33 protein-coding genes are annotated in these 26307 nt (G+C 55.0%); 17 read left to right on the top strand and 16 right to left on the bottom strand.

What is annotated here, in order from left to right; all coding sequences use genetic code 11:
• Window positions 1-134: 134 nt before the first annotated feature.
• Entirely contained in the window at window positions 135-548 is a 414-nt protein-coding gene (locus tag ACP7E4_RS29330) for a GNAT family N-acetyltransferase (protein ID WP_426119609.1), read from the bottom strand.
• Window positions 549-880: 332 nt separating this feature from the next.
• Here ACP7E4_RS29330 and ACP7E4_RS29325 point away from each other — a divergent pair, with 332 nt between their 5' ends.
• The 5 genes from ACP7E4_RS29325 (at window position 881) to ACP7E4_RS29305 (ending at window position 4428) form a co-directional block, all read left to right on the top strand.
• On the top strand, window positions 881-1672 hold the full coding sequence (locus ACP7E4_RS29325) for a phosphate/phosphite/phosphonate ABC transporter substrate-binding protein (RefSeq protein ID WP_426119607.1): 792 nt from the start codon (window positions 881-883) through the stop codon (window positions 1670-1672).
• Between the two features lie 119 nt (window positions 1673-1791).
• Window positions 1792-2805, top strand: coding sequence for an ABC transporter substrate-binding protein (locus tag ACP7E4_RS29320; protein ID WP_426119605.1), 1014 nt, complete (start codon window positions 1792-1794; stop codon window positions 2803-2805).
• A gap of 22 nt (window positions 2806-2827) precedes the next feature.
• Entirely contained in the window at window positions 2828-3370 is a 543-nt protein-coding gene (locus ACP7E4_RS29315) for a GNAT family N-acetyltransferase (RefSeq protein WP_426119603.1), read from the top strand.
• Window positions 3371-3466: 96 nt separating this feature from the next.
• Complete coding sequence (locus tag ACP7E4_RS29310) at window positions 3467-3961, top strand: hypothetical protein (RefSeq protein ID WP_426119601.1); 495 nt, start codon at window positions 3467-3469, stop codon at window positions 3959-3961.
• Window positions 3962-3990: 29 nt separating this feature from the next.
• Window positions 3991-4428 (top strand): nucleoside deaminase, encoded by a 438-nt coding sequence (locus ACP7E4_RS29305; RefSeq protein ID WP_426119599.1) that lies wholly within the window; start codon window positions 3991-3993, stop codon window positions 4426-4428.
• A gap of 168 nt (window positions 4429-4596) precedes the next feature.
• Here ACP7E4_RS29305 and ACP7E4_RS29300 read toward each other — a convergent pair whose 3' ends face one another.
• From ACP7E4_RS29300 to ACP7E4_RS29285, 4 genes are all read right to left on the bottom strand, one after another.
• A complete protein-coding gene (locus ACP7E4_RS29300; protein ID WP_426119597.1) occupies window positions 4597-5595 on the bottom strand; it encodes a diaminopimelate epimerase in 999 nt (332 codons plus the stop codon).
• Between the two features lie 104 nt (window positions 5596-5699).
• On the bottom strand, window positions 5700-6305 hold the full coding sequence (locus ACP7E4_RS29295; protein WP_426119595.1) for a LysE family translocator: 606 nt from the start codon (window positions 6303-6305) through the stop codon (window positions 5700-5702).
• A 50-nt stretch (window positions 6306-6355) separates the two neighbouring features.
• A complete protein-coding gene (locus tag ACP7E4_RS29290; protein ID WP_426119593.1) occupies window positions 6356-7192 on the bottom strand; it encodes an AraC family ligand binding domain-containing protein in 837 nt (278 codons plus the stop codon).
• Between the two features lie 136 nt (window positions 7193-7328).
• Window positions 7329-8432: a DNA alkylation repair protein gene (locus tag ACP7E4_RS29285; protein ID WP_426119591.1), complete on the bottom strand. Its 1104-nt coding sequence runs from the start codon at window positions 8430-8432 to the stop codon at window positions 7329-7331.
• Window positions 8433-8686: 254 nt separating this feature from the next.
• On the opposite strand from ACP7E4_RS29285, the gene ACP7E4_RS29280 reads away from it, so the two are divergent.
• Window positions 8687-9013, top strand: coding sequence for a hypothetical protein (locus ACP7E4_RS29280; RefSeq protein ID WP_426119589.1), 327 nt, complete (start codon window positions 8687-8689; stop codon window positions 9011-9013).
• Between the two features lie 23 nt (window positions 9014-9036).
• Window positions 9037-10185 carry a PQQ-dependent sugar dehydrogenase gene (locus ACP7E4_RS29275; protein ID WP_426119587.1) on the top strand — a complete coding sequence of 383 codons (1149 nt, stop codon included), beginning with the start codon at window positions 9037-9039 and terminating at the stop codon, window positions 10183-10185.
• 123 nt (window positions 10186-10308) lie between these two features.
• Here ACP7E4_RS29275 and ACP7E4_RS29270 read toward each other — a convergent pair whose 3' ends face one another.
• Both ACP7E4_RS29270 and ACP7E4_RS29265 read right to left on the bottom strand, forming a co-directional pair.
• A complete protein-coding gene (locus ACP7E4_RS29270) occupies window positions 10309-10614 on the bottom strand; it encodes a PepSY domain-containing protein (RefSeq protein WP_426119585.1) in 306 nt (101 codons plus the stop codon).
• A gap of 115 nt (window positions 10615-10729) precedes the next feature.
• Window positions 10730-11176, bottom strand: coding sequence for a PACE efflux transporter (locus ACP7E4_RS29265; RefSeq protein WP_426119583.1), 447 nt, complete (start codon window positions 11174-11176; stop codon window positions 10730-10732).
• A 112-nt stretch (window positions 11177-11288) separates the two neighbouring features.
• Between ACP7E4_RS29265 and ACP7E4_RS29260 the strand changes: the two genes are divergently transcribed.
• Together ACP7E4_RS29260 and ACP7E4_RS29255 are read left to right on the top strand one after the other, a co-directional pair.
• Window positions 11289-12179, top strand: coding sequence for a LysR substrate-binding domain-containing protein (locus ACP7E4_RS29260; protein ID WP_426119581.1), 891 nt, complete (start codon window positions 11289-11291; stop codon window positions 12177-12179).
• A 224-nt stretch (window positions 12180-12403) separates the two neighbouring features.
• A complete protein-coding gene (locus tag ACP7E4_RS29255) occupies window positions 12404-12910 on the top strand; it encodes an NAD(P)-dependent oxidoreductase (RefSeq protein WP_426119579.1) in 507 nt (168 codons plus the stop codon).
• Between the two features lie 325 nt (window positions 12911-13235).
• Here ACP7E4_RS29255 and ACP7E4_RS29250 read toward each other — a convergent pair whose 3' ends face one another.
• The 7 genes from ACP7E4_RS29250 to ACP7E4_RS29220 all read right to left on the bottom strand — a co-directional run bounded on the left by ACP7E4_RS29250 (window position 13236) and on the right by ACP7E4_RS29220 (window position 20314).
• Window positions 13236-16604, bottom strand: a complete 3369-nt coding sequence (locus tag ACP7E4_RS29250; protein ID WP_426119577.1) for a P-loop NTPase fold protein — start codon at window positions 16602-16604, stop codon at window positions 13236-13238.
• 368 nt (window positions 16605-16972) lie between these two features.
• Window positions 16973-17152, bottom strand: coding sequence for a hypothetical protein (locus ACP7E4_RS29245; RefSeq protein ID WP_426119575.1), 180 nt, complete (start codon window positions 17150-17152; stop codon window positions 16973-16975).
• 196 nt (window positions 17153-17348) lie between these two features.
• Window positions 17349-17585, bottom strand: a complete 237-nt coding sequence (locus ACP7E4_RS29240; protein WP_426119611.1) for a DUF7693 family protein — start codon at window positions 17583-17585, stop codon at window positions 17349-17351.
• 21 nt (window positions 17586-17606) lie between these two features.
• On the bottom strand, window positions 17607-18404 hold the full coding sequence (locus ACP7E4_RS29235) for an NYN domain-containing protein (RefSeq protein ID WP_426119573.1): 798 nt from the start codon (window positions 18402-18404) through the stop codon (window positions 17607-17609).
• A 399-nt stretch (window positions 18405-18803) separates the two neighbouring features.
• On the bottom strand, window positions 18804-19088 hold the full coding sequence (locus ACP7E4_RS29230) for a hypothetical protein (protein ID WP_426119571.1): 285 nt from the start codon (window positions 19086-19088) through the stop codon (window positions 18804-18806).
• 422 nt (window positions 19089-19510) lie between these two features.
• Window positions 19511-19825 carry a hypothetical protein gene (locus ACP7E4_RS29225; protein WP_426119569.1) on the bottom strand — a complete coding sequence of 105 codons (315 nt, stop codon included), beginning with the start codon at window positions 19823-19825 and terminating at the stop codon, window positions 19511-19513.
• A 183-nt stretch (window positions 19826-20008) separates the two neighbouring features.
• Entirely contained in the window at window positions 20009-20314 is a 306-nt protein-coding gene (locus ACP7E4_RS29220; protein ID WP_426119567.1) for a helix-turn-helix domain-containing protein, read from the bottom strand.
• A gap of 124 nt (window positions 20315-20438) precedes the next feature.
• Here ACP7E4_RS29220 and ACP7E4_RS29215 point away from each other — a divergent pair, with 124 nt between their 5' ends.
• Window positions 20439-20921 carry a hypothetical protein gene (locus tag ACP7E4_RS29215; protein ID WP_426119565.1) on the top strand — a complete coding sequence of 161 codons (483 nt, stop codon included), beginning with the start codon at window positions 20439-20441 and terminating at the stop codon, window positions 20919-20921.
• A 50-nt stretch (window positions 20922-20971) separates the two neighbouring features.
• Here the strand turns inward: ACP7E4_RS29215 and ACP7E4_RS29210 are convergent, their stop codons facing one another.
• Complete coding sequence (locus ACP7E4_RS29210; protein ID WP_426119563.1) at window positions 20972-21421, bottom strand: helix-turn-helix domain-containing protein; 450 nt, start codon at window positions 21419-21421, stop codon at window positions 20972-20974.
• 304 nt (window positions 21422-21725) lie between these two features.
• Between ACP7E4_RS29210 and ACP7E4_RS29205 the strand changes: the two genes are divergently transcribed.
• From ACP7E4_RS29205 to ACP7E4_RS29175, 7 genes are all read left to right on the top strand, one after another.
• Complete coding sequence (locus ACP7E4_RS29205; protein ID WP_426119561.1) at window positions 21726-22457, top strand: metallophosphoesterase; 732 nt, start codon at window positions 21726-21728, stop codon at window positions 22455-22457.
• Window positions 22458-22843: 386 nt separating this feature from the next.
• Window positions 22844-23233, top strand: a complete 390-nt coding sequence (locus tag ACP7E4_RS29200; RefSeq protein WP_426119560.1) for a hypothetical protein — start codon at window positions 22844-22846, stop codon at window positions 23231-23233.
• Between the two features lies 1 nt (window position 23234).
• Window positions 23235-23636, top strand: coding sequence for a DUF6957 family protein (locus tag ACP7E4_RS29195; RefSeq protein ID WP_426119558.1), 402 nt, complete (start codon window positions 23235-23237; stop codon window positions 23634-23636).
• A gap of 21 nt (window positions 23637-23657) precedes the next feature.
• Window positions 23658-24014, top strand: coding sequence for a hypothetical protein (locus ACP7E4_RS29190; protein WP_426119556.1), 357 nt, complete (start codon window positions 23658-23660; stop codon window positions 24012-24014).
• A gap of 219 nt (window positions 24015-24233) precedes the next feature.
• Window positions 24234-24506 carry a DUF6957 family protein gene (locus tag ACP7E4_RS29185; protein ID WP_426119554.1) on the top strand — a complete coding sequence of 91 codons (273 nt, stop codon included), beginning with the start codon at window positions 24234-24236 and terminating at the stop codon, window positions 24504-24506.
• Between the two features lie 159 nt (window positions 24507-24665).
• Window positions 24666-25049, top strand: coding sequence for a hypothetical protein (locus tag ACP7E4_RS29180; protein WP_426119552.1), 384 nt, complete (start codon window positions 24666-24668; stop codon window positions 25047-25049).
• 506 nt (window positions 25050-25555) lie between these two features.
• Complete coding sequence (locus ACP7E4_RS29175; RefSeq protein ID WP_426119550.1) at window positions 25556-26002, top strand: NUDIX hydrolase; 447 nt, start codon at window positions 25556-25558, stop codon at window positions 26000-26002.
• Window positions 26003-26101: 99 nt separating this feature from the next.
• On the opposite strand, the gene ACP7E4_RS29170 is transcribed toward ACP7E4_RS29175, so the two are convergent.
• Window positions 26102-26307, bottom strand: a 206-nt coding sequence (locus ACP7E4_RS29170; RefSeq protein ID WP_426119548.1) for an OsmC family protein, incomplete at its 5' end; no start/stop codon positions are given.

Genomic DNA, 26307 nt, shown 5'->3' with positions numbered 1-26307 from the left:
AAGCGCTGGTAGTCCTCGCCCGAAAGCTCGCGCGGGTCATGTTCGCCCTAATGAAAAACCAAACGGAGTACACCCCAAACTTCATGTCGGGGGTTGCTCACGAACATAGAATCTCCAACAGAATTGGGGAGCGTTCAATCTTTAGCCCGCACCAACGCCACCAATGTCTTGTTCCGGCCATAACGCATCAGTTTCTCCCCCAGCGACTGGGGCAGCGCGCCAGCCGGGGTGAATCCCGACGCCTCATAGAACTCTTGCAAATCCGGATGGCAAAACAGCCAGACCGGTTCGGCCAGCGAAGCTGTCGCGTGAGCCATCAACTGTCTGGCGATCCCCTGGCTGCGCCATTGCGGCGCGACGAAAAGCCCGGTCAGCCAATATCCCCCGGCAACGGGCGTCAGGGACAGCGCGCCGATGAATTCCTGCTGTCGGGCAACCCACGCCTGCGCCGCGCTGGACGAGCGCATGTTCGAGCGGTGTTCGCGATAGAACTTGTCCAGCAGTGGCAGGCAGTTCGGCTGCAGGATCGAAAACTCAATATCGGACATGGCGATGGGTAGGCTCCACAGGTAATCGCACGATGGCTTGGCGGCGCATGATACAGCGGCTTAAACGGCGCGGCGCGCCCGGCATAGGTGTATAACTGAGGTCAGATCCTTCATCTGGAGCACGCATCATGAGCAAAGGCATGGATTCAAAGAAAGCCGCGAAGAAAAAACCAACCAAGACCCTCGATGAAAAGCGCGCCGACAAAAAAGCCAAGAAATCCGATACCGGGCTTTTCGGTCACTGATCCATCAGAGTTGTAAAAAGTGGAGCCTATGCAGGCTCCATTTTTTTGATTTATTGTGGGCCGCTAACGCCTTCGCCGAGTCAGCGCATGATCCAGGGTTTCGCGCAGTTATCGATGTACACCGCGCCCGTTCGCGTCCAGCAGGCCAGTGAAACCTGGCTGGCGCGCATCGCTCAGTTGCTGAGAGCTGATCGCCTGCCAGACGAGCTTGAATTGCCGCAGCTGTGGTTGTCGCCGCAACTGCTGCTGGCCCAGACCTGCGGCTATCCGTTGATGACCCTGCTGCGCGACAAGGTGCGGTTGATCGGTCGGCCGGTCTATGAATTGCCCCACAGCGCCGATGGCAACCACTGCAGCCTGCTGATGGTGCGGGCCAACGATCCGCGCACCCGGCTGGTGGAGTTTCGCGACAGCCACGGCCTGATCAACAGTGAAGATTCCAACTCCGGCATGAATCTGTTCCGCCACAAAGTCGCGCCCATGCAGCAAGACGGCCGCTTCTTCGCCCGTATTTCCGCTACCGGCGGCCATCGCAACAGTCTGCGCTGGCTCAAAGAGGGGCGAGGTGATATCGCCGCCATCGACAGCGTGACCCACGATTATCTGGCCCGCGACGCCAGCGAAGAGCTCTCCGGCTTGAGGATTCTGGCGCGCAGCGCTGTCAGCCCGTGCCTGCCTTACATCACCGCCTTGGATGTGACTGCTGTGCAGGCGGAGCAGATTCGCGCCGCGATGAATCAGGCGCTGCTGGATTTGCCCGCCGTTGCCCAAGTGTTGGCGATTCGTGAGGTGCGGGCGGCCAGCGCTACGGATTACCAGGTTTTGCTCGACTATGAGCTACAAGCCCGTAAGTCGGGTTTGCCATGGCTGCGCCCTTGATCGTGTTGTCGCACAACTAATCTGTAATCGGCGCTGTCGATACCTTTTACCAACACAACCTAACTGACTTCCGGGCGAGCTGATCACGGCATCCCATAACCCGCCACCTAGAGGTGATCATGACATCCATTAGAAACCTGCTGGGCTGCTCGCTATTGGCGCTGGGCCTGCTCGCTCAACCCGCTTCAGCCGCAGACAAAACCGCAACGATCCATTTCGGTGACCTGACCTGGGAAAGCGGCAGCCTGATTACCCAGGTGCTGCGCACTATCGTGGAAAAAGGCTACGGCTATCCCACTGATACGCTGCCGGGCAGCACCGTGAGTCTGGAGGCCGCACTGGCCAAAAATGACGTTCAGGTCGTCGGCGAGGAATGGGCCGGGCGCAGTCCGGCATGGGTCAAGGCTGAGTCCGAAGGCAAGGTGTTCGGCCTGGGCAATATCGTCAAGGGCGCTACCGAGGGTTGGTGGGTGCCAGAATTCGTGATCAAGGGTGATCCCGCCAAGGGTATCAAACCACTGGCGCCGGACCTCAAGTCGGTGGCTGACCTGCCGCGTTACAAAGACGTGTTCAAGGACCCCGAGCAGCCGGATAAAGGCCGTTTTCTCAACAGTCCTACCGGCTGGACCTCCGAGATCGTCAACACCCAGAAGCTCAAGGCCTACGGCCTGAACGACACGTTCGTCAATTTCCGCACCGGCTCCGGCGCGGCACTGGACGCCGAGATCAGTTCGTCGATCCATCGTGGCAAGCCGGTGTTGTTCTATTACTGGTCGCCGACGCCACTGCTGGGTCGCTTCAAACTGATCAAGCTCGACGAGCCGCCGTTTGACGCCCAAGCCTGGAAAACCCTGGCCGACGCCAGCAATCCCAATCCCAAAGGCACCCGTTCGCTGGAGCCGCACCTGAGCATCGGCGTGTCAGCCGAGTTCCACAAACAGTACCCGGAGCTGGTGGCGTTCTTCGAGAACGTTGATCTGCCCATCGACCTGCTTAACCAGACGCTGGGCCAGATGAGCGAAAAACGCCTTGAGCCAAAAGCCGTCGCCCAGGCGTTCCTCAAGGACCATCCGGAAGTCTGGAAGGCCTGGGTTCCGGCCGATGTTGCCGCCAAGGTCAGCAGCAGTCTTTGACCGTCGAGGGTAAGTGACACTCATGAGCGAACCGCGCGTCATTCTGCACACCGAGCGATTGACGCTGCGCGAGCTGAGTCTCGCCGATGTTCCCGCCCTGGCGGTGATTCTTGGCGATCCTGAGGTCATGCGCTTTTCAGTGCGCGGGCCGCTGAACGAGAAGGCCACGGCCGAGTTTGTGGAGTGGTCGAATCGTTGCTATGTGGCGGATGGCTTTGGGCCTTGGGCAGTGATCGAGGTCGCCAGCGGTCTGCTGGCAGGCTTTTGCGCCCTCAACCGCGAAGAAGTGGATCGCGCCGACGAAGTGGAAATTGGTTATCGCCTTGCCCCAGCGTTCTGGGGGCGCGGGCTGGGCACCGAGGTTGCGATGGCGACCCTGGCATATGGGTTCGAAAACCTGAAGCTGGATTCGATCATTGCCATCGTCCAGCCTGCCAATGTCGCCTCGGTAAGAGTCATTCATAAAGTCGGCTTCAGTGACTTCGTTTATAGCCAGTACCATCGATTAGGCGTCCGAATTTACCGCATGACGCGCAAGCAATGGCTGGACGGGCGTTCCTGTTAGCGTCACGAAACGGTTCGGTTACGACCGCCGGGCTGTTAAAGACCGCTTGGACTGCTAAGTTCACAGCGTGCAAGGGTTTTATCACCGGGAGGCTTCATGACGTTTCGCAGCTCGCTCGCTGCCTTGAACATGCTGTTCGCGCTGCTGGCGTTTGTGCTTGCGGATGCATCGCGCGAAGCGTACGCCTCTGAGGTCGACGACAGCGCGCAGGCCTTCGTTCAGGATCGACATCTGGGCGACAGTCTGGGTTGGCTGGGTTATCAGGTGGCTTCGCGCACGGCAACGTTCGCCAGCATTGTCGAGGCCATTGGCAAAACCCAGGCGCAGACGCTGGTCAAAAGCGAGCTGGAACGTCTGCAACCCGAATTTCAAGCACAATGGGATCGCAACCTGGCGGATGCTTATGCACAGTTTTTTACTGCCGAAGAGCTGCGTGGCCTGAACTCCGGTGATGGCGCGCAAATGTTGGCCAACAAGCTGCGGGCCAAACAGAACGACGTCGGCATGGACATGAAGGCGCGTTCGGCAGAACTGCTCAAGACCTTTGTCTCCCGCGCACTCGATAACGCCCAGCAGACCCTTGAACACTGATTTTTCATTATTTGCGATGAGGTAAGACCATGGACCCATTCATGCAGGCGGCAATCGACGAAGCGCAACTCGGCCTGGCCGAGGGCGGCATTCCCATCGGTTCGGTCATTGTCCATGACGGCAAGATCATCGGCCGCGGCCACAATCGCCGGGTCCAAGAGGGCAGTGCGATCAAGCACGGAGAAATGGACGCCCTGGAAAACGCCGGCCGCCTGCCCGCGCGGACTTATCGCGATGCGGTGCTCTACACCACCTTGTCACCTTGCGCGATGTGCAGCGGCGCGATCCTGCTTTACGGCATTCGCAAAGTCATCGTCGGCGAGAACGAGACGTTCATGGGCGAGGAAGAATTGCTGCGCTCGCGCGGCGTAGAAGTGGACGTCATCCACAACCCGGCCTGCGTGCAGATGATGAAAGGCTTCATCGCCAGCAAACCTGAATTGTGGAATGAGGATATTGGGGAGTAACACGGTTCACCCAGGATCGTTGGAGATTCTATGTTCGCGGGCAAGCCTCGCTCCCACAGGTGAAATGCGGTCATCCCGTGGGACCGGATTTATCCGGGAAGGCGTCGGTGCAGACACCACATCTGCGGCGTCTGTGGGTTGCCCTCAAACATAGAATCCCCCACAGTCTCAGGTGCGCCGCGCCACCCCAAACAACGCAACCTCCTGCAACTCCCCGCCACTCTCGACCAGACGCACTGGAGCCGTGCCGCCGGGCATCTCGATTTCGATCAGTCCGGCGCTGACCCGTCCGGCGTACCAGGCTGCGCAGGCGACCGCGCTGGCGCTGGTTCCCGACGACGCAGTCGGACCTTCTCCACGTTCGAAGACCCGGGCGACGATGCGGCCTGGCGAGGCGACATACGCCCATTGCAGGTTCACGCCGGCAGGGCACGGATCGCCAGCGCCCAGATCACCTTCGGCAAAGGCAATGCGGGTCAACGCGCCGTTCAGCGCCGGCTCATGCAGCGCTTCGAACGCGGGCAACTGCCTCTGGTCCGTGACCAGCGTGACGCAATGCGGATTGCCGACCCTCACGAAAACGCTGTGATCCCAATTCGGTTCGATGTGAGACAGCGCGGTGACCCGGCTGAGCGCGCGGCCATTGAGCCAAACCTCGCCCAGACCGCTCTCCTGCGCGCCGACCGCAGCCGGGCCAAACGCCGGTTTGCCCAGATCCAGCCAGAAACCCGTCTGGCCATCCATGAGCGCTGGTTCTATCCAGGTCGAAACGGGCGAGGCTGAACCGCCTTTGTCGTGATGCACCCTCAGCTCGAAACGTCCCTGAGCACCGACATGACTCGTTTCGGTCAGCGCCTGGGCAAAAATCGTCAGCCCGTTGCCGCTGCGTTCGGCCAAGGTGCCGTCGGTGTTGACGATCAGCACGTCGAAAGGCGCGTGCTGCTGAAAGGGGCCGATCAACAGGCCGTCGGAGCGATGCGCCTTGGCATCGGCCGGACGTGTGCCCGGCGGCCAGTCGCACAGCGCACGTATGGCGGCTTTCGCCCAGGTTGCACGGCCAGCACTCGCTTGCGCAGCCGTGTGCGGAACAGCGATGCCCAAGTCACGCAAGGCATCGGGCGAGCAGACTGCGTAAATGTTTGCACGTGCATCGTAAAAACGGGTCATGGGGCGTCCAGGCGGGCTCGGGCTACGGAGGGTCCAGAAGGCTTTTTAACCTGTCCAATGCCTGGCTGTCAGCATCCGGCCCGGAATACAGCAGCGGCCCGTACTCAAACCACCAACGTCAGCCACGCTGAAATCAGCAGCAACACGGCCATGCTGCGGTTGAAGCGCTGCATGCTTCGTGACGATCGGCAAAACTTCGCGGCGCTGACCCCGAGCCACGCCCACGCGGTCATGCACGGGATCGCCACCAGGAAAAACGCCAGGGATAAATAGACCACTTTCAGACTGCGGTCGGCTTCGTTGCCAGCGAAGACGCTGACCACCGCCAGCGCCATCATCCAGGTCTTGGGATTGACCAACTGCAGACTCGCCGCGCCGAACAAGCCCAGGCGCGGACCTTGAGCGGTTGGCGTGGCGGGATCGATCACCTGCGCCGGGGCGCTGAACAGCTGCCAGGCCATCCAGCTCAGCCAGGCGATGCCGATCCACGACATGGCGGTTTGCACAACAAGATGGCGGGCGAGAAAATCCCCCACACCGGTGCCCACCAGCAGCACCAGCCCGGCCGCGCCAGCGCAGGCGCCCAGCACGATGGGCGCGGTGGCGCTCAAGCCATGGCGCGAACTGTTGGTCAGCACCAGAATGTTGGTCGGGCCGGGGGTGATCGAAGCAACGAACGCGAACAGCAGGAAGGGCAGTAACTGGTCCATGACACACTCGAATGATTGATCGTCAGTCGATCATCCGGCTCGGCAGTGCCTCAGTCTGGAAGATTTGAGCAACGCTTGCGGTAGTCCGCCGGCGTCATCCGATAGGCGCGCTGGAACCAGCGGCCCAGATGGCTCTGATCGGCGAAACCCAGCGCCGCCGCGACCTGAGCCGCAGATTCGCCGCTGGCCAGCAGACGCCGCGCCTTGGCCAGCCTCAGCTGGATCAAATAGGCATGGGGAGCTAAGCCGAACGCCGCCTTGAAGGCGCGGGTCAGGCGAAAACGGTCCACGCCGGTTGCCCGCGCCAGATCGTCCAGGCCGATATCCTGAGCCATGTGACTGTGCAGGAAATCCCGGGCCTTGTGCGCCACCAGCGGCAGGCGTGGGTCCGGGGTAATCAGCGTTCGCCAGTGCAAGTGACTGGTGAGAGTGCCCAGCAGGTCGTCCAGAGCGGTCTGGCGCACGATGCGCATTTCCTGATTGTGCAGGGTGCGAAAGGCGTTGGCGGTGGCGCGCGCCAGGCGCGGATCGTCGGCCAGGGTCGCGGCGAAACTCAGCTGGCAATCACCCGGCGCGTGCTCGAACAACGAGCGCACTTCGCGATCCAGCCATTTAGGGTCCAGATACAGCGTTTGATAAGTGAAGCCTTCTGGCGCGGGTGCGTCGCCGTCGTGAATCTCCCCCGGTTCCAGCAGAAATACCCGGCCTGGCGTACTCATGTGCCGCTGGCGGCGGCAATTGAATTGCTGAACACCTTGCTCCGTTACCCCCACCAGATAGCTGTCGTGCCAATGCGGGTCGTAAGCGTGGCCTTCAAAGTGCGCACGAATCGTCTCGATGCCGGACTCATTGTCCTGCCTGAGGTCGATCCAGTTGGCAGTGCGCATGAATTTTCACTCCAAAAAGGCATGCGTGGCATCTTTAAAGCATTCGTATGAATGCATTTTAAATTTTATCGCTGCTACAGTTTCAACTGGCTCGGGAGAAAAGTCTGGAAGATTTGTGCAGCGCTCCGAGCGGACGTCAATCCGTGAGATCGAAAAAGCTTCGGCCCAGACGCTCGCCATTGATCAGGATATCCAGCTCATGCTTGCCGGCATAATGCGCGCGGGTCGTGAAGTTGCGGATCTGCTGCTCGCGGCTGACTATCAGGGACTCGCCAGGCGCCAGATTCAACGTCTTGAGCTTGAACACCTTGGCCGAGGTGCCGCCAGCTTTTTTCACGTAATGCAGGGCGTAATCGATGATCAGGCGCTGGCTGTGTCCAGCGGTGGAAGTCAGCCGGAATGACAGGTTGATTCGATCACCCAGACGCACCTGTTCGGGGCTGACGCTCAGCTGTTCAATGCGCACCTGGGCCGCGTTGCCAGCACCCATGATGGTCAGGGCGCGGCGGTCGCCTTTCTTGATCAGCGAACGCAAGGCATGCCGGGCGATCCACGCTGTATGAGGATTGTCCATCGACCAGCCTTCAATCTGCTCCAGCACCCAGTCAGGGTTGTCCTTGGTGATGTCATTGAAGTGATTGGCCACCGATTTGCGCACATACAGGCTGTCGTCAGCCTTGAGTGCATCAAGAATCGGCAATACCGGCGACGGATCGCGCATCAGCGTTTCGATGCGAAACGACCAAGGCAGTCGCGGCCGACTGCCTTCGCTGGCCAGGCGCCTGACGTGCTCGTTGTCGTCCTGCGCCCACTCTTGCATCAGTTGCAGCGCTCGCTCGAAATCCAGACGCAAAAAGTGCCGCACGGCAAATTCCGACGAGCCGAACGGGGTGAAGTATTTCAGCGCCTGCATGGATCGCTCGAAATCATGCTGACCATACAACGCCACGTATTCAGGCAGAACCAGAGTGACAAAACCGCTGTTCAGGCGTGGGGCAAGCTTGTAAAGGATGTCCAGCGTCGCGACGTAATCGTCCGGCAGACACGCATGCAGGCCACGACTGACGCGGTTCAGGCGCTGCATGAGCGACAGATTGTCCAGGTCCTCGCTGACATGGGCGAGAAACCCCGGAATATCGAATGCCGGGTAGACCGCAGCGGTCTGTTCGGCGATGTGTTGAAGGCGTGCCCGGTTGAAGATTTCCTTCAAGGCCGGTGCGGCCTGGGTAACTTCGGTCATGTCGCTGATGCCTTGTTGGAGCGAGGCTTGCCCGCGAAGGCATCGTCTCGGTATCGGAAATTTGGACGGATGCGCCGGCCTCTTCCCGGATGAATCCGGTCCCACACTGAGACCGGCGTAAAACCGCGTTCTGACCATCCTTGTTACAAACCTGATGCCGCAATCGTTGCTCATCAAGGGCCCAGCGCCGAACCTAGGTCGGCAACCGCCATCAAAGGCCTGAGTCCTTACCGTTTCTGCACAGAAGGTAACTGATGAACATTTTCTTGCGTAGCGTTGCAGTTCCCTTGCTCGGCGGCCTGATGCTGGCCGGCCTTGCCAGTGTTTCCCAGGCGCAGACCTTGCCCAACAGCACGCTGAACAACAGCAATCCTCATAACAGCCCCATCCATCGGGCAAATCCGAATAGCCGTCAGGGCACCGAATCGGGTATTCCGCCGCTGCGGGGGCCCAATACCGTGCCCAATCCTCGTCCGCCGACCCTGGAAAATGGCGGCATCGGCAACGGCTATCCGACCCGGCAACAGCCTGCCCGACCTTCGACCAACGACACTCAACGCCAGCGCAACACTAACGACTGATCACTCTGCGTAAGGAATTGTTCATGTTTCGCAAAACCTTGATTGCAACGCTATGTACCACCGCACTATTGGCTGTACCGCTGACGACCTACGCTGCGGATATCCAGGAATTCAAAAGCGAGCAGGGCAGTGTCACTGTCGAGCAAGTCACCAAAGGCCTGGCGCACCCATGGGCGCTGGCGTTTCTACCGGATAAACAAGGCATGCTGGTGACCGAACGCCCCGGCAATCTGCGGGTAGTGGCGGCGGATGGCAAGCTGTCGCCACCGATTTCCGGCGTGCCGCAGGTTTGGGCGAACGGGCAGGGCGGGCTTCTCGACGTGGTGCTGTCCCCGGACTTCGCCAACGACCGTCTGGTTTACCTGACGTACTCCGAAGTGGGCAAGGACGGTAAAGCTGGCACGGCCGCCGGACGCGGTCGTCTTTCCGCCGACATGAGCAAACTGGAAAACTTCACGGTGATCTTCCGCCAGCAACCGAAGTTGTCCGTGGGCAATCACTTCGGTTCGAGAATGGTCTTTGATCGGGATGGATACCTGTTCATCGCCCTGGGCGAAAATAATGATCGCCCGACCTCGCAGGACCTCGACAAGCTGCAGGGCAAAGTCGTGCGCCTCTTCCCTGACGGTAAGGTGCCGCCAGATAATCCCTTTGTCGGCCAGAAAAATGTGCGTCCCGAGATTTGGTCCTACGGGCATCGCAACCAACAGGGCGCGACGCTCAATCCGTGGACTGGCACACTGTGGACCAACGAACACGGGCCGCGCGGTGGGGACGAGGTGAACATTGTCGAACGCGGCGGCAATTATGGCTGGCCGTTGGCAACTGACGGGATCAATTACTCCGGCGAGCCTATTCCCGAGGCAAAAGGCAAAGTGGTCGAAGGTACGATCCGGCCGTTCCATGTCTGGGAAAAATCCCCGGCCATCAGCGGTATGACTTTCTATGACGCGTCGCGATTCAAAGCCTGGGACCACAACCTGTTCATTGGCGCACTGGCGTCGGAAGAATTGATTCGGTTGCAATTTGACGGCGACAAGATCGTCCATGAAGAACGACTGCTGGGGGATTTGAAACAGCGTATTCGGGATGTACGCCAAGGGCCGGACGGCTATCTTTATGTGCTGACCGATGATGACAACGGACAGTTATTGAGGGTTGGGTTGAAATAAAGCCAATTGCAGGATCTGTAAGAACGGCTTCAGCCGGGAGGGCCAGAGTTCCAAAAACGCATTGACTGCGTATGCACTGGCGTCCTCCCGGCTAAAGCCGGTCCTGCGTAATGCATTCCTGCATTACTTATCTTGCATGTCCTTCAACACTTCACCGGTCTTGGCGTCCAGGTCTACATCCCATTCCACGTTTTTCGCATCGCGCAGTTCAACCTGGTAAACATAACGCCCGGCATGGTTTTCCAGCTCGGTATCGTGAATGGTAAAGCCCGGGTGCTTGTCCAATGCAAGTTTGTTCAGCTTTTCGAAGTCCATGACAGTACCGGCTTTATGCAGGCGTACCACTTCATCAGGGCCGATATCGGCTTGGGCAACACCCGCAGCGGCGGTAAGGGCAAGGGCGGCAAACAGCGCAGGTAAAGTTTTCATCGAGTCTTCCTTCTGGTTTTATCTGATGCAGTAGATTCATCAGCAGCTGGAATGTTCAGCTGTCTGGTTGGGGCCAGATTAACCACCCAGACTTAATTCACCCTTAATTCTGCATTTACACTGAACATTCAGTTGGCAGGGGTTGTTTCGCCGACTCGGGAACATCGAACAATCGATCAAATGCCCACTGAAACACCAGGGCGTAAAAGAAGAAAAATACAAATAACGCCAGATCAGTCGCCAGCGCCTGCCACCAGGAAATCCCCAGCCACCAGGCAATCAACGGCAACAGGAGCAACGTCAGGCCGCCTTCGAATCCCAGCGAATGCAGCAAGCGCCGTTGCCAGGTTCTGCTGCGCTGGGCCTGCCGCGCTTCCCAGTATTCAAAGCCGTAGTTGAAGAGCATGTTCCACAGCAACGCCGAAGCCGACAACATCACCGACAACGCGCCGGAATAAGCCAGGCTTTCGTCATACAGCCATGACAACGCAGGGGAAAGCACGCCGATGGCGATCAGTTCGTAAAGCGTTGCCTGCACAATCTTGCGGGTAGGGCCTTGCATGGTGTTCTCCGGGTTCATATCGACAACCCATCCTGACGTCGGGCCGAACCTGGGGAAAATGAGATAAATTAAGGTCCGATCAATTCAATTGACGTCCACCACGGGGCCGCCCTTGTTTTCGAAAATACCGCTTACCGCATTTCGCACGTTTGAGGCGGCTGCGCGATCAGGAAGTTTCAAGGCGGCGGCCGACGAGCTTTTCGTCACGCCGGCGGCGGTGTCTTATCAGGTCAAGGCGCTGGAAGCCTGGGTTGGCGCGTTGCTGTTCGAACGCACCGGCAAAGGCGTGCAACTGACCCCCGAAGGCGAGCGCCTGTATCGTGACGCCCACCGGGCGCTGCTGGACATCCGCGATAGCCTGGCAGGGTTTCGTCCGCAACCGGACCTGCACACCCTGGTGCTCTCGACCACGCCCGCACTGGCCTCGGCATGGTTGATCCCCAGACTTGGCGATTTCTATCGCGCCTGGCCGCACATCAATGTGCGGGTTGAAACCAGTAACGACCTGGTGGATCTGCTGCGTGATTCGAGTATCGACCTGGCGATTCGTACTTCGTCACGCGATGATCCGGGATTGATCAGCCAGCCGTTGATGGATGAACGTTTCGGCGCTTACGTTGCGCCTGGCTTCACCGACCCAGCGCAGCAGACGCGGGTTGAACTGATCAACCTGCGCTGGCAGATACCCGGCGGTTTCAAGGTGGATTGGTCGACCTGGTGTGCGGCGGCTGGCCATACCGACTGGCTGCCTCAAGCTGTGATGCGCGAGTATGACGATGAGCACTTCGCCCTGAATGCCGCCATCGCCGGTCATGGCCTGGTATTGGCCAGCAATGTGTTGGTGATGGACAGTCTGGCCAAGGGATTGCTGGTGCCTTATCGCCCTGACATCAGCTTGCCAGGCCCGAGCTACATGGCCGTCTGCGCTCCCGGACGCGAACGGCAATCGCCTGTCAGTGAGTTTCTGGGGTGGCTGAAGTCGCAGCTAACACTGACTAACTGACTGGATGCATTGCCGGGCTTCAATCTGTGGGACCGGATTTATCCGGGAAGACGTCGGTTCAGTCAGCGAGATAATCGGAACCTGTCCCTGCCTCTTCGCGAATAAATTCGCCCCCACGGTTTGAGTGGCCCGATGTTCACCCCCCGCCGGACCAACACCTATTTTTTTCAGCCCGGCAAAAGCGCACTCTAGGGCACTTGATTTGACCTTGAGAGAACAGATTCATGAAAATCGGTTTCGTAGGACTCGGCAACATGGGGCAGGCCATGGCGACCAATCTATTGAAAGGCGGCCATGAAGTCTGGGTCTGGAATCGCTCGCCCGAGCCGGTGCAGGCGATGGTGGCGTTGGGTGCCAAGGCCGCCGCCGATCCGGCCCAGGCTTTTGGCAATGACGTGGTGTTCAGCATGCTCGCCGACGACCATGCGCTGCGTGAAGTGCTGCTCGAATCCGGCCTGCTCGACACACTCAAGGCGCCACTGATTCACATCAACATGGCGACTATTGCTGTCGCCTTTGCCGAGGAACTGGCGGCCCTGCACGCTGAACGTGGCGTTGCCTACATCGCGGCCCCGGTAATGGGGCGTCCGGACGTAGCTTCCGCTGGGGCGCTGAACATCCTGGCTGCCGGCCCCGGCGCGGCAATCAAGACCGTGCAACCGCTGTTCAACCTGATTGGCAAGAAAACCTGGCCCCTGGGTGAACAGGCATCGCGGGCCAACGTTTTCTAGACACAATGCTTTTAGTGTCAAAGCCCACAAGGCTTTGATGCTCTTGACCTTGCCTTTGACCTTGCCCTTGCATTGCTTTTGATTCCAAAGCCCACAAGGCTTTGGTGCTCCTGCTCCTGCTCCTGCTCCTGCTCCTGCTCCTGCTCCTGCTCCTGCTCCTGCTCCTGCTCCTGCTCCTGATGGGAAAGCTTCAGTATTTCTTCTGACTGGGAGTGCTTCTGGCTCGATCTTGCTGATCCACCCAATCTAAGCCATACCCCGGACGCCGAAAAATTTGAAGTGATCAATGGCGGTTGATGCCTTAGATCATTTTCTGGGGCTAGCTTCAATCCTCGGTATCAGTTGGCCGGGCCATCAAGGCTTTTGCGAATTTTTTCATCCGGGCCTTGAAGCCTGTTTTGTTCGAAAGATCTGCATGAACGTTGGGTAACTTATCTTTGAGCTTTGTCACATAGGAGGCGTAAGTATCCTTGTGATCCTTGGAAGTCGACCAGTCCGCAAGCTGCTCCCACCGACTATCCAAGAAGTCTGAAACTCGGGATGTAGACTCTGGGTTGCGATGGATGAACAAAAGTATTTGAAGTAAGCGGTCTTCTTCAATTGCCTTTCGAGGGGTGATACTTGGAAGGAGGAAGTTGAGTTCAGACAGAATGAATATGGACGACTCAACAGTAGCTGTAGCATCATAAACGCAGGCCCGGAGCTCAGTTCCGATGACAAACAGCGTGTCCTTGTCGAAAAGCTCTAGCACGTTCTTAATGTTACCCAATACCGGCGCGGGTGGAGGTGCAAATGGTGATTGTTTTGTCAAGCCTGATATATATGTAGAAAATGCAGGGTGAGCATTTTTTTCGCCTTTGAAATCCAGCTTTCCTTCGACCATGCGATCCAGTGCATTGGCTACCCTAGGGTTCTGGCTGTTAAATATAGCGAGCCAGCCGCTTGCATCAACCTCAGAGCCAAAGTCTCTATTCAGGATGCGAGCTCTGAGCGGTAGTAGTCTGTCGTCCGATCCGGTCAAAATCACGTCTAAGAAGTCTGGGTCTATCTTGTCTAGTGTCGGTAGATGTTCAGCGATCTGAGTGAATGAAAGGATCCATGCCAGAAATTCGCTTTCCGCTAGGCCTGCTTCCTCCAATGTTTCGCGCAGCTCCGTGTATTGCCGAAATACGTTAGATACAAATATCGTGGCTACATGGCGCTCTTTAATTACATGGATAAGGAGCGGAATCACTATCGCTTTTGACTCAGATTGGAGAGCCAGAGAGAAAAGATTACCGCTAGTAAGCAAGGCCCCAGCTAAAGAATTTAGGAGCTCTGGCTCTTGACTAAACGCAGCTTCGATTTCTGGGATTTCGGCGAGCTCTGTACCCATTTCTTGCCGCATATATACGACTGCCATCGCAATTTTTATGCGGTTCGACTTGGTAGCGGGTAGATAACTTTTGATAAGCGCGGGCACGGTGCTTGCGTATTTTTCAAAAAATGCCAGGCCTAGCCAAGATCTCTCTTCTGTAGGATCAGCGTTTATCGCAGTTATGATTTCCGTCGCTTGCTCATCGCCCAGATGATAGTCACGCTTCGCGTTAGACATTCTAATACTTCCGAAGTACTGGTAGAGGCAGTGCAGCCACTCATCTTGCGGTAGCGGGGTCATGTCGAATGCAACCGTATTATTCGAGACAATCTGTCTCACGGCGTCTATGCGTCCTTTCTGACTAAGCGTGATGCGGTTCACGTCGATTACGAGGAGATCAGGATCCGGAACTAACGTATGAAAGAGAATTTCTGAGCTATCCATCGCGATTTCTGGGAACGGCTCATCCAATGCGTGTAGATAGCTGTCATACATGTTCACAGTTTTTTGATAAGCATCCGTGGCGTCTGGCTCATATGCTTGCCTATTCATCTGCAAAAATGCGTCTCGCGCAGCTTTCAGCTCTCCATCGAATATGGTTTTACTCAGGCCTAGACTAATCAGCTCTTTTGCCGCTTCAAAAAAACCGGTCTCTGGAACGTGACCTGTCAGTAACGGATTCTCTGTAAATTTCTTATTTATATGAGGTATTAATGTAGCAATGTCGCAATCTTCTGAGGTTGTAGCCGCGTGAAGTGTTAGGAAAAGATTGTTAGGTGATACTTCTCCTTCGAGCTCTCTCAGAAACGAATCGGTGAATCCAAAATACCCTGCTAGTGAAGCTAGTTTTTTTCCGTCTTGGGATTCAATGGCAGTAGCCAAGGGTTGATCTATCAGCTCTGCGATGGCGATATCTGGGGATGTTTGGAAGTGTATCTGAAGTACTTGAATGGGCCAGCCCTGATCCATGTCCTCTCCCAACAATGTTTGAAGGGTACGTTTTGTCCTGGCTAAATTGGCGCTGTTCTTTTCATTCTGTTCTTTCTCATCAGGATTGCCACTAGAAGCGGTATCTTCGGCTGAAGGCGCAATCGGTTCTTTTAGCAGAGATTCAATAGAGATATTATTGTATTTGCAGATTGCGATGTAAGCTGCAATGCAGACCACGCTCGGTCGTCCAGCTGTGACTAACATGGTCGTCGCGATGTCATTGATAAATCTTTTTTGTAGTCGAGGGGTAACCAACCCTGCTGTCATGGGGCTGTGGCGTTGCAGAATAACGCTGCAGGTATCTGCGTCGTTCTGACTCCCAAGGCCGAAGGTTTCGGCCCAAAGTGCCCTGAATGCGTCTTTCCACCCAGAGGTGATGATGGGTGGTGTACGAAATACCACGGGGAATTTCTTTGCGATGAAGTCCCTTGAGTCGTAGCTTTGCTCAGAGTCTCCGTTAAGATACTGCGAAACTTTCGTTGAGCAGAAAGGAACAATTACGCTTAAGTTCTCGGTTCCCGTTACTGAAGTGAAAATTTCAAGGTCACTCCAGACCGAACGTAAGACGTCCCGAGGTAACCGGTCGAGGTTGTCGATGACAATGATGAAGTGGTGATCTTTAACAGCGTGAAGGTGGTTCCTCAGTGCCCTCTTCAAGTCTAAAGGGCTGACTTCTTTGCTGATCTCGATCGTTTCAGTAATCTGATCATCCGAACTGCCCTTCAGGAGGCTACTGATATTCCACCGTTTCTTACCAACTTGCTCCTTCCCATTGAAGAAGTAAGCAAGCGTTAGAATGATTAGTGGTGCAAGACTTGTACCTAGATAGAATAGATGTTGCCACCACGGCAATTCCAAGCTTCCCCGAAGCTGAGGCAGGTAATCCCGTATAAAGGTAGGGCTGAGCACGCCACTTGCGATAAGTAATACAGCCCAGACGCTTATGTGACTTCTCGTATCCTTCGTATAGCTGAAGTGTCGACCTAGGGCAATGTCTCGGGTTTTGAGGGCCTTTGGGATCGCAGCTTTGTCTCCAGTCTTTGTGAGAAGAGAAGTGATCTGATCGGTAAATAACTCGATAAAATTGCTCTTTATAGAGCCTTGGTAATTTTGCTCGCAATCAAATATCCACAGCACGGACTTCGAGCCTTTGTCCTTGATCTTTCGTTCGAGCATCTGGAGTATGGAGCTTTTTCCGGAGCCAAACTCACCATCAAGGCCAATAACACGGTGATTTTTTCCGCTACTAATGTAGTCATGGATGGCTTGTGCGACTCTATCGTGGCTCTCGCCCTTGAAGGCATCACGTTCAGACGGGTTTTCGCTTTGGAAATTTAAGATGTTCATCAGTCCTTTGCACCTTCCCAGGCCCTACGACGTGGCCGATAGGTGAGAGAATACTGGTTTTGATGGCCAAGTGCCCGGTTGCTTTCTGAGAAATTGAGTTCAGCGTTTCAGTGGTCGATGGAGAGGCGTGATGCTTGAGACCGGAGGTGTCCATCGAGTGACGACTCCCCAAACGGTGCCTCTTGTTGGTGGTCTAGAATGCAGCTGTGCTGCACGCAGACTCGGGTGTGGGCTGGTCGCGGGTATCGTTCGAACGGATGATGCTGGTTTAATTTTGTTAAGTCTTCGTCCACAGGCCCTGGGGCATCATAGTTCGTGCACTAGGGCAAGGACTCCTCGCAGCAGCACCGCTGCTGAAGAAGACCTTTTCATGGGTGGATATGTTCGTGATCACGAAAGCGCTCGACCTCCACTGCATCGGAGCTTCCTATTTCGAACATCCTGATCAGTTGCCGCTCTTCAACGATTTCTGAATCCTCGGAGCTGGCCAATATGCTGAGATTTGGGTCAAGCTTCTGAAGCTGCGCGATCAGTTCTTTAACTTTCATAGTTTTCCTTGCTCCCAACCAGCATGATGCTCTTGGTGGTGCATAGTCCGTCCTTGGGCGGGCAACACGGGTTGAGCAGATAAACGCGCGCCATTTGGACGTCGACTTTAGTGCCCGACGAGCTGCGTCCCAGTATATGCAAAAACCTAGTAAAACGCCTTCCCAGCTTTGCCAGGGTGGTGGACGAGAGCAGGATTCAAAGATCGCTAAGTAGCCTTTCGACCTGCGCGTGTTCCCACATACTCAAAAGCTCTAGTGGATCGGTACCGTAGCGCCGCCATTCGGCATATGAGCCAGCCCCGCCATCCGGGGAATAACAGGAATCGCAGTAATCCAATGTGTCGCAGCTATTAAACAGAACCAGCACCCACCCATCGACTTCAACAGTCATGTTGCCTGCAGAGATCTCACGCCAAGCCTGGCTGCCTAACAGTCACACACTACTCCCGGTCACTTATTTACTTGGTTGCTTGTGTCGGGCATACATCACAGCCGCGCCACCTGACGCGCCCCGGCCTTGGAGCTCAAACGCCTGGGGACACCCACGGATCAAGTCACTGAGTTTTTTAAAACCGTGGGTACGAGGATCAAACTCAGGTCTGAGTTTGGTGATGTTTGCGCCCAATGCACCCAGTGGAGCCCAACCATCTTCATCTGCGATGTCGTCCATGATTTTGGCGATAAAGCCCACCGGAACCTTTGGCCTCTTGGCAGGCTCAGCAGTGGGAGTAGTTTTCGCTGAATCTGGAATGATCGTTGAGCCCGGCAGGGAGTCTCCGTTGCTTGCTGGCACGCCATCGTCGCGCAGGAGCTCGATGTAGATGAATTTGTCACACGCCGAGACGAATGGCCTCGGTGTTTTTTCCTCTCCGAAGCCATAGACCGTCAACCCTTCTTCACGCAGTCGAGATGCCAGTCGAGTGAAATCGCTGTCACTGGATACCAGGCAAAATCCATCGAAGCGTCTGGTGTACAGCAGATCCATCGCGTCGATGATCAATGAGCTATCAGTAGCGTTTTTGCCTTTGGTGTAAGCGAACTGCTGAATGGGTTGGATCGAATGATCGAGCAGTACTTTTTTCCAACTGCCCAGTTGTGGGCCAGTCCAGTCGCCGTAGATACGCTTAACGCTGGCAACGCCATATTTCGCAATTTCTTCAAACAGTCCTTCGACGATTGCGGCCGGGGCATTGTCGGCGTCAATCAGAACTGCAAGATGCTTCTGAGCGTTGATGGAGGTATGAGTGGCCATGGATCATCCTTGATTGAATTTGACGGGATATTAAATCTTTACTGCTGCAACCAAGCCGAGCCTACGAGGCCGGGGATCTAACGCGTCGGTGTGGCATGATGTATGTGGGAAAGACGCTGCCGGATAGACTGCCCGGAAGTGATCGATCCAGCAATGGAGGTTGTTGCCAGAAATACCCCGGAACTGGTTAGGGAGCGCCTCGTATTCGTTGGGTTACGATGCCGGATCAGGTGTGGCGGCCTGACCGAGTCGATTCGACGTCTCGCTTTCGACGGAGGAGGCGAGGTAATCCAAGACATGACCTTTGGCAGAATGCTTGGGCGTTAAGTCACGCTAGGCTGGCAGCGCGTTGTCAATCTACCAGTCCGGGGCGGAGCGTCAGGCGCGCTTTGAACCACTTCAGAGTCTCGCCGTAATCCAGTCACACACCTCAACGCCAAGCCATCCCTGATGGTCGCCATTCACGACTTTAGTAACGAAAATCCGATCATTATCGTCAAGCTTTGGCCGAAGATCGTCGTAGATTTCGCTTGCCGCGGCAGTGCTACTGATCCACCGGACAGACTCCAGTCCAGAATCGCTAACATTCGGATAGCGCTCTAGGTGTTTGATGAGCGTTCGACGAGCTTGATCGTAACTGGCTCGTTCTTTGTTGAGATTCCATGTGACCATAAATACGGACATGCGCTACTCCTTGTTGAACCCAGCATGGCGAATTAGAGGTTAAGCGATGTCGGATTTGGAGTCCATCCGATGACATTACGCTTGAAGCGTTGCGTCCTTTTAACGCCAAACGGTATCCGGACAGGTACGTACCTTTGCGACCAAGGATTCGACCATGTTTGTCTGACTGAATCAGAGTACGTGTACGGGACTGTGCGCGATAGGCAAAATAAGTCCCTGCAGGCAAACGCAGCACCTAGTTCACCTAAGAGCTCTCCCCGTATTTCGACCGTTGGAATGTTGCCCCAATGGATGACCATTTCAGCGTCGGACGATACCGAGCGCGCTTCTAGCAGGATTTGAAAGCAAAGAAGGAAGGCCCAGAGACGGCAACGCTCTCAAGAAGCGAGCAAGGCATCAGCGCCAATAACCGCCATGCGTTCTCATTTTGGCGTTAAAGATCGACCATAAGCCCCTGCGTAGGCGTTACACCGTTTGGCTGCATCCTGGCTTGCCTTGATATAAATATCTGACAGCTCCCATACCACTTTGCTGTGCTCGACCCTAAGCTTCCCGAAATCATCCGCTAACAGCGAATTCATTTGCACCAGCCTTGCGACGTTCCTTCGCGACCGACGAAGCTCTGCCCAGACATCACGCAGTTCGCTATGCAAAAGCAGGCATTCCTGACGCGTCATTTCCAGAGGAGAGGGCAAGCCCATGTCAAAGCCGGTGTCATCAATGAGGTCATCATTCATTTTAGAAAAACCAAGGAGGAGAACGTTTGTACTCCTTGCAGCCTAGTCGCTACTACTGGATGAATCAACAGTGCATTCAGTTTTCTCGGACGAAGCGAGTGTTCGGGTCATAGGACGGCCGGCTTGCGTAGTCGGGTACCGCTGCGCAATATCAGAAATCCGGAGCATCATGCCGCCACCGAGTCACAGGCTGGCAAGCACCTTGGTAGCCAACAAAATCTCCTTCCGCTGCCCCTTCTTCAATTTATGAAATAACCCGAGCAGCTCAGCCTCATCATCCTGCTCGCAATAGAAATAAGCCGCCGGCAGCCCGCAGACCTTGGCTATCGCTATAACCGTCGCTTCCCCTGGCTCATGTCGACCATTCTCATATTGATTCATGCGGGCTGAGGCGGAGGCCTCCTCTATCCCGGCGAGAATTCCCAATCGTTCCTGGGATAGCCCCGCAGCCTTTCTGGCTTGCAATAAACGTGTGGCAAAAATGCTCATTTCTCGCAGCCCAAAGGCTAAGAGATTCTTAGATTCGCGTTGACCGCATACTAAGACTTCCTTAGTATTTCTAGCGTGATGGCGTTTTGACGCCTAAAAATGCCTAATGCAAAGGATGCGGTCGATGTCGGAAGTGAAGATGTTCAGCGGCGAGATCGAGGTTATCGGGCCGTCGAAAGACATGGCTGAGGGATCCGAATACACCTATTTGCGGATCAAGCTAGCCGATGGCACTCAGCAGGTGGTGAGGCGGGTAGGGGTAGGACATCTTGTGGAGTCCTACATGCGCCCTGGATTGGTCGGCGATTTTTATACGCTTGAGCTAGGGAAAGTCGGGCGAATTTTATTTGCCGTGAAAACGGTTGACGGTCAGAAAATTTACGAGAAAGATGGATTTGTCGTATGGAACCGAATTATGAAGCGGTATTCGCTGTTGCTGCTTCTCGGCTTCATTCCACTGAGCGCGGTGGCCTTGATAATGGGGGGATTTTTCGGTTTTGCCGTGCCAATCGGCTTAATTTACTACATCTATAAATTCAGATTTTCACTGCCTCGTTTGCTGAGCGAAGAATACCTTAGCGGTCAACTGGCAGCGCGCGGTTTCTGACTTTCCTGAGCCCTAAGCTAGGGCTCAACCCACTTCCCTAATTCGCCTATCTATTTTTTCAAATGTTTGGTGACTGTCGACGGCGAAACCTTCAGAAGCCTGGCTACTTGCGCCTGTGATTGTCCTTCTGCCATTAGCTCCAAGATTTTGCGCTTGAGCTCAGCTGCTTCTGCAACCCGAGGATGCACAACCTTTACCGGATCGGCAGATATTGGCGTGTCCAAGAGTCCCAGAGCGTCCAAATCACCCTGCACCTTGTGAAGCATTTCACGTGCCGTCATTCCATCTTTCGACGCGTAGACCAGCGTGATAAGCGAGACCGGTTGAATTCCGATTGCGTGCGCCAGTTCCTCGCTCACCTCTAGCGATACGGATCTTGTCCCTGCCTCCAACCTGCTGACATGTGACGGGTCAGTAGTGTTTGCGATGTTTTTCTGCGTCAAGCCTCGGTGGGCTCTCAGGGCCTGCAAGGTAGATGCGAACGCGCTACGAAGCGACATCTTAGTCGTTCCCGATAAAAGGGACGATATGCCGGATTTGTGTTATTCGACACAAATGCTTATAGTCAGTCGAATCGAATGATTGGTGCCGGTTGCCGACGCTAGGATGGGCAGGGCAGGTGCGAATGGTTGCCCTGATGCACTGAAGGCTCGCCATCGTTCTGTCACCGTTGTGAGTCCTATTAGCTTATCAATATATAGATAAATCGAACTACTTCCCGGCCTTGCAGCTCAGGGGCGGCCGGTAGGCTGAAAATTCAATTGGAACATTTCAATAACCTTTGTAATCGACTATGCGAGCTGTATGAAAATCCAGATCTATTCAGACCTTCATCTCGAATTTGAGGCGTTAGATCCTATTGACGTCGGGGCGGACGTAATCATCCTCGCAGGCGATATCCATACGAAGGCGCGAGGTATAGCTTGGGCGAACACCGTATTTTCAACGCCCACAATCTACGCCTTGGGCAACCATGAGTTTTACGGTGGACACCTCGACCACACGCTGAGAAAGATGAAAGAGGCTGCCGCTCAGCACGTCCACGTCTTGGAAAATGAAGTTTTCATTTGCAGGCAAACACGCTTTTTGGTGGCTACGGCGTGGACAGATTTTTCCTTAACCGGCGACGTGATGGCAGCATCTTCAACTGCGTGGGGGGTTATGAACGATTTCAAAATGATTCGAATTGGAGACAGCTTTAGACACCTCCGGCCATCCGATGTGATCGAACGATCAAAAGCGACTCATCAATGGTTAGCGCAGGAGCTCGAAAAGCCCTTTCTGGGGCGCACGGTTGTTGTAACGCATCACGCTCCGCTCCCTGAACCCGAGATCGACCCCTACCCCGCACATATAGACGCTGCCTACACCAACGACTGGCGGCACCTCATGGAAAATGTAGATCTCTGGGTTTATGGCCATACCCACTTTTGTGCCGATCTTATGGTCGGAAGGTGTCGGGTTGTATCGAATCCGAGGGGTTATCCAAACGAAGACACTGGCTTCAACCCCAACTTTTTCGTCGAGTTGGGCTGATCGATCAACTTGAGTCTCCGTGCCGCAGCAATATGCACGAGGAGTGAAGGCTAATACGCAGGTGAAAAAAACAAGGCGGGAAGATATGTCGGTAGTGCCTCGGGAAGTGAAAGCAGCAATGGCAATCGACTTCGGCCTCGCCGTTACTGGCTACCTCGTGTGTGTCATTGAGTCCACTCCGGTTTTTGCGGGAATTGTGTACGCCGATAGGAGAGGCCGATTTGAGGATGGCACAAGCATTCACACCTCACTTATCCGTGGTATTTCCTTCCAAAAGGGATATGGCGTACTGAGCACTTTTAGCGGCAGCTGTTACGTGATTGTGAGTTGGCACCCCTCGCAAACGAACGAGGGAAATCTGTATATGAATCGTACCTGGCACTGAAATGAAAATCCTGATTGATGCGATTGTACGGTTTCTTTTCGGCGCACGGGGTGCTCACCTTTCTGCAGAGGATCTCGAAATTTCTCGACGCATTTGTGCCCTGAAAGGTTTGCGGGTCGACGGTGTGGGAGTCTCTATTTCACCTCGCCAAATCGATCCTGACGAACCTGAGTTCTTGAAAGCAGCGCTAGATCACATGCGTCTGCAGGGAAGTTGCGAAGGCTACCTATCTTATCGCTTTTGGGTGCAGCTCGGGCGTCCCTGCATCAGCCGTTATGTAGCCGCGAGTAGACAAGCTGTTGAAGCAGGGGAGGTGCGTAACCTGCGGTTCAGCGAAATGGTATCGATTCTTGAAGAGAGTTTGAAAGATGACTTCGTGCGTGAAAAATAGAATGACTGACGCGGTGCTAGAACAGGTTTCTAATCTCTTACATGGGCCTGCAGTGGTCGTTCAGGGGGCACAACAAGACGACAAGGATCTGATGGCGCAAGTTGAAAGAGACTATCCGAGCAGGGCGTTTTGTATTGTGCGGCAATGGATGATTATCGACGTCCAACTTTCCCCGGAAGATCTTGCGAAGACCAAAGAATTGGGTATGGCTCCCACCATCATTTATTCAGTGGACATCCAGCTAGACAGCCAAAGGCGGTTTCCGCCAGGGAGCTGGGTTCGAAGCACTTACCAGACTCGTTTTGAAGGCTGCTATTTCGAAACGCGCAATACGGTTTATGTGTTAGCAGGCCGTGGCTTTCGCACACGCGCGAGCCTAGAAGCCGTGGCCGCCCTAGGGTAATTCCATGGTCGAGGTCGAGGCATGAGCGACAGCACAAAAGGATCGTACCGGATAAAAACATTCGGAGCGCGGCTGGGCGACGTTCGCCTCCATCGGCTGCCGAAGGTCGTGACTGATGCACAAGATGCCCTTGCCGGCATCGACGTCTTAGGTTTTTTGGTGTGCGCAATGGTGCGAGAACGAAGAATGACCGGCCTTATGTTCTGCGATCCCAGAGGAAGGTTTCCCGAGGGATTACCCTCGCGCACCGCGCGTATATCTCATCGCTTTCAACGTAACGGATATGAAATTGTGGTTACACAGTCAGGCGATGTTTTTGTGGTCGCGCACTGGTACCACCAGAATTGTGAGCTAGACAGGTTTGATCGCATTCACTGATCGAAGACCTACAGTTCACCAGATGGCATTTCCTGAATTTTGGACTAATAGCCGGTCGGACGGGTGGTAAATGCACAAAGACATTTTTCCGCATCTGCGCGAGAGCTGTCCCCGACCGTTTACCAACTCAGAGGTGCGAGAAATCCAATGCCATGAAGGGTGGTCGGATCTGCTGAATGGTCTCCTAGGCACGCTCCATAATCACCAGGATTCTGCCTGGTGAGAAATTGGCGGCTCATCGAAGTACAAGTCGTTGATGCATACAAAGCGGCCTTGGCCAGCGAAGGGCTTTCACCCTTTGCGGTTTATGCGAGCGATGTGGTTTTGCATAGCGCTAGAAAAAGGCAGCCGGGCGACTGGGTGCGCCCCACGTTCCAGCGATCACTGACAAAGGGCTTTTTGTTTGAAAGCGTCAATACAATTTACGTGCTTTTGGGCGAAGGAATGCGAATAAAAGGCTCTGCCAAGGCGGTATTGTCCATTGGCCGATGAACCCTGTCGATGCTTCAGCTGGCGCCGTATTCACTGAAAGCTAATAAGAAAGTCCCCAGCTTTTTTGAAAGCAAATGCCATCAGCCACGGCGACCCAGTGAGGCAATTCGCACGTTCATCAGTCCGTTCGGGATTACCACCTAATCGAAAAGGTGAAATATGAAAGACGAGCTCTTACCAGTGTTGCGGCAAAGCTATCCTGAGCTTTTTGCGAGCCCACATCTTCGGGAAATTCGATGCTATCCAGGATGGGCGGGGCTGTTGAACGCCCTTTGTCGAACGCTGCAAAACTATGTCGATGATCATCCTGATGCACGCCAGCTGGTGATTGTCCAAATAAAAGAAAAGTGGGGAGGGCTGCGTGTTTATGTCAACGGCGGTGACGCGTTCTGCAAAGGGGCTATTGCCCTTGCAACAGAGGTGTCGCTGACTATGTGTGACGTGTGCGGCCGGCCTGGCAGCCTGGTGGGCGAAGGCTGGGTGAGCGTGCGCTGCGAGCAGCATTTGGACTGGTCACCTGATGCTTCCATTGGAGATCAGTGATGAAGATTTTAGGTGTAAAGGAGGTAGAGGTTGTCAGCGACGTGATGTGCGATATCTGCTGCAGCACCCCAATGGAGGACGTGGACTGGAGTACGGCGAATTCGGAGCCTACTGGGGCTACGGGTCGAGTTACGACGGTGAGCGCTACGAACTGCATTTGTGTGAGCGTTGCTTCTTCGACGTACTGGCAAATCTCAAGCATGAAAGGCAACGGGAGACGAGGTTCGACGAGAGCGACGAAAATCGATGCCCGGAGAATTCCGGTTTGATATCAACGGGTGATCTTTAAATACGGTGCGACTTAGGCTCCCGCTCCAACATGCGGTGAAGCCCGCCGTACTTGTGTTTGCACCCAAAAGCTCTTAAGCGTTAGCCGAGGAAACAACCTGGACAACGTAAAATCTCACGCTCACAGATGGGGTATTATGCTCCGCCATCTGATAGCTACTTAGCCCTAGGCCGGGAGGCAGTCCCGACTGCTCGACAATCTAAAGGGAGTTTCACTCGTGTCAGAGCCACGCATTCGCCCACTCGCTCTTTGCATCTTTCATCATCACGGAAAAATATTGGTCAACCAGTTCCATGACGCTGCTGGAGGGCAGACTCTTTTTCGACCTGTTGGTGGAGGTATTGAGTTTGGTGAAAGGAGTATCGATGCCATCGCCCGAGAGGTGCAGGAGGAGCTGGGTCTTTCGATCAGCCACGTCCGATTGATTGGCACCTTGGAAAGTATTTTCATCTACGAGGGTAAGACTGGACACGAGATAGTCCAGATCTACGATGCAAGATTTGACGACGTAACGGTCTATGAGAAACCTTGGCTAGACGGCTGTGAGAGTGACGGTGCATCGTTCAGAGCCACGTGGCATAACAGCTCCAGTTTCACTGCCACCTCCCAATTAGTCCCTGAGGGGCTATCTGATCTGCTCAAGAAAGCCTCGCTGTTGGACTGAATCTGACGAAAGAAATGTGTAAGCGTTTGGCAATGTCATCTGGGCAGATACGCTACCTATGAGGGGGTGCCCGACTACACGAACACCGTCTCTAGCAAATTAGGCGTGTGGGATTATTGATATTTCGGGTGCGTGGCTGACTGGAAAGTTTACCGAGCGAGCAATAAAGCATTTCTCATGGGCTATTTTGTGCAGAGTCTGAGCCTTTGCGATTGCAGACCCCGGAGCCAGAATCACCTTCGGCCTCAAAACAACTGAGGTGAACTGACCAGCGCCGTCGCTCTCCTCGACCATTGTTCCTTGAG

The sequence above is a fragment of the Pseudomonas sp. DSP3-2-3 genome, assembly GCF_049898225.1.
Classification (GTDB): Bacteria; Pseudomonadota; Gammaproteobacteria; order Pseudomonadales; family Pseudomonadaceae; genus Aquipseudomonas.
This window is presented reverse-complemented; position numbering and strand designations above follow the sequence as displayed.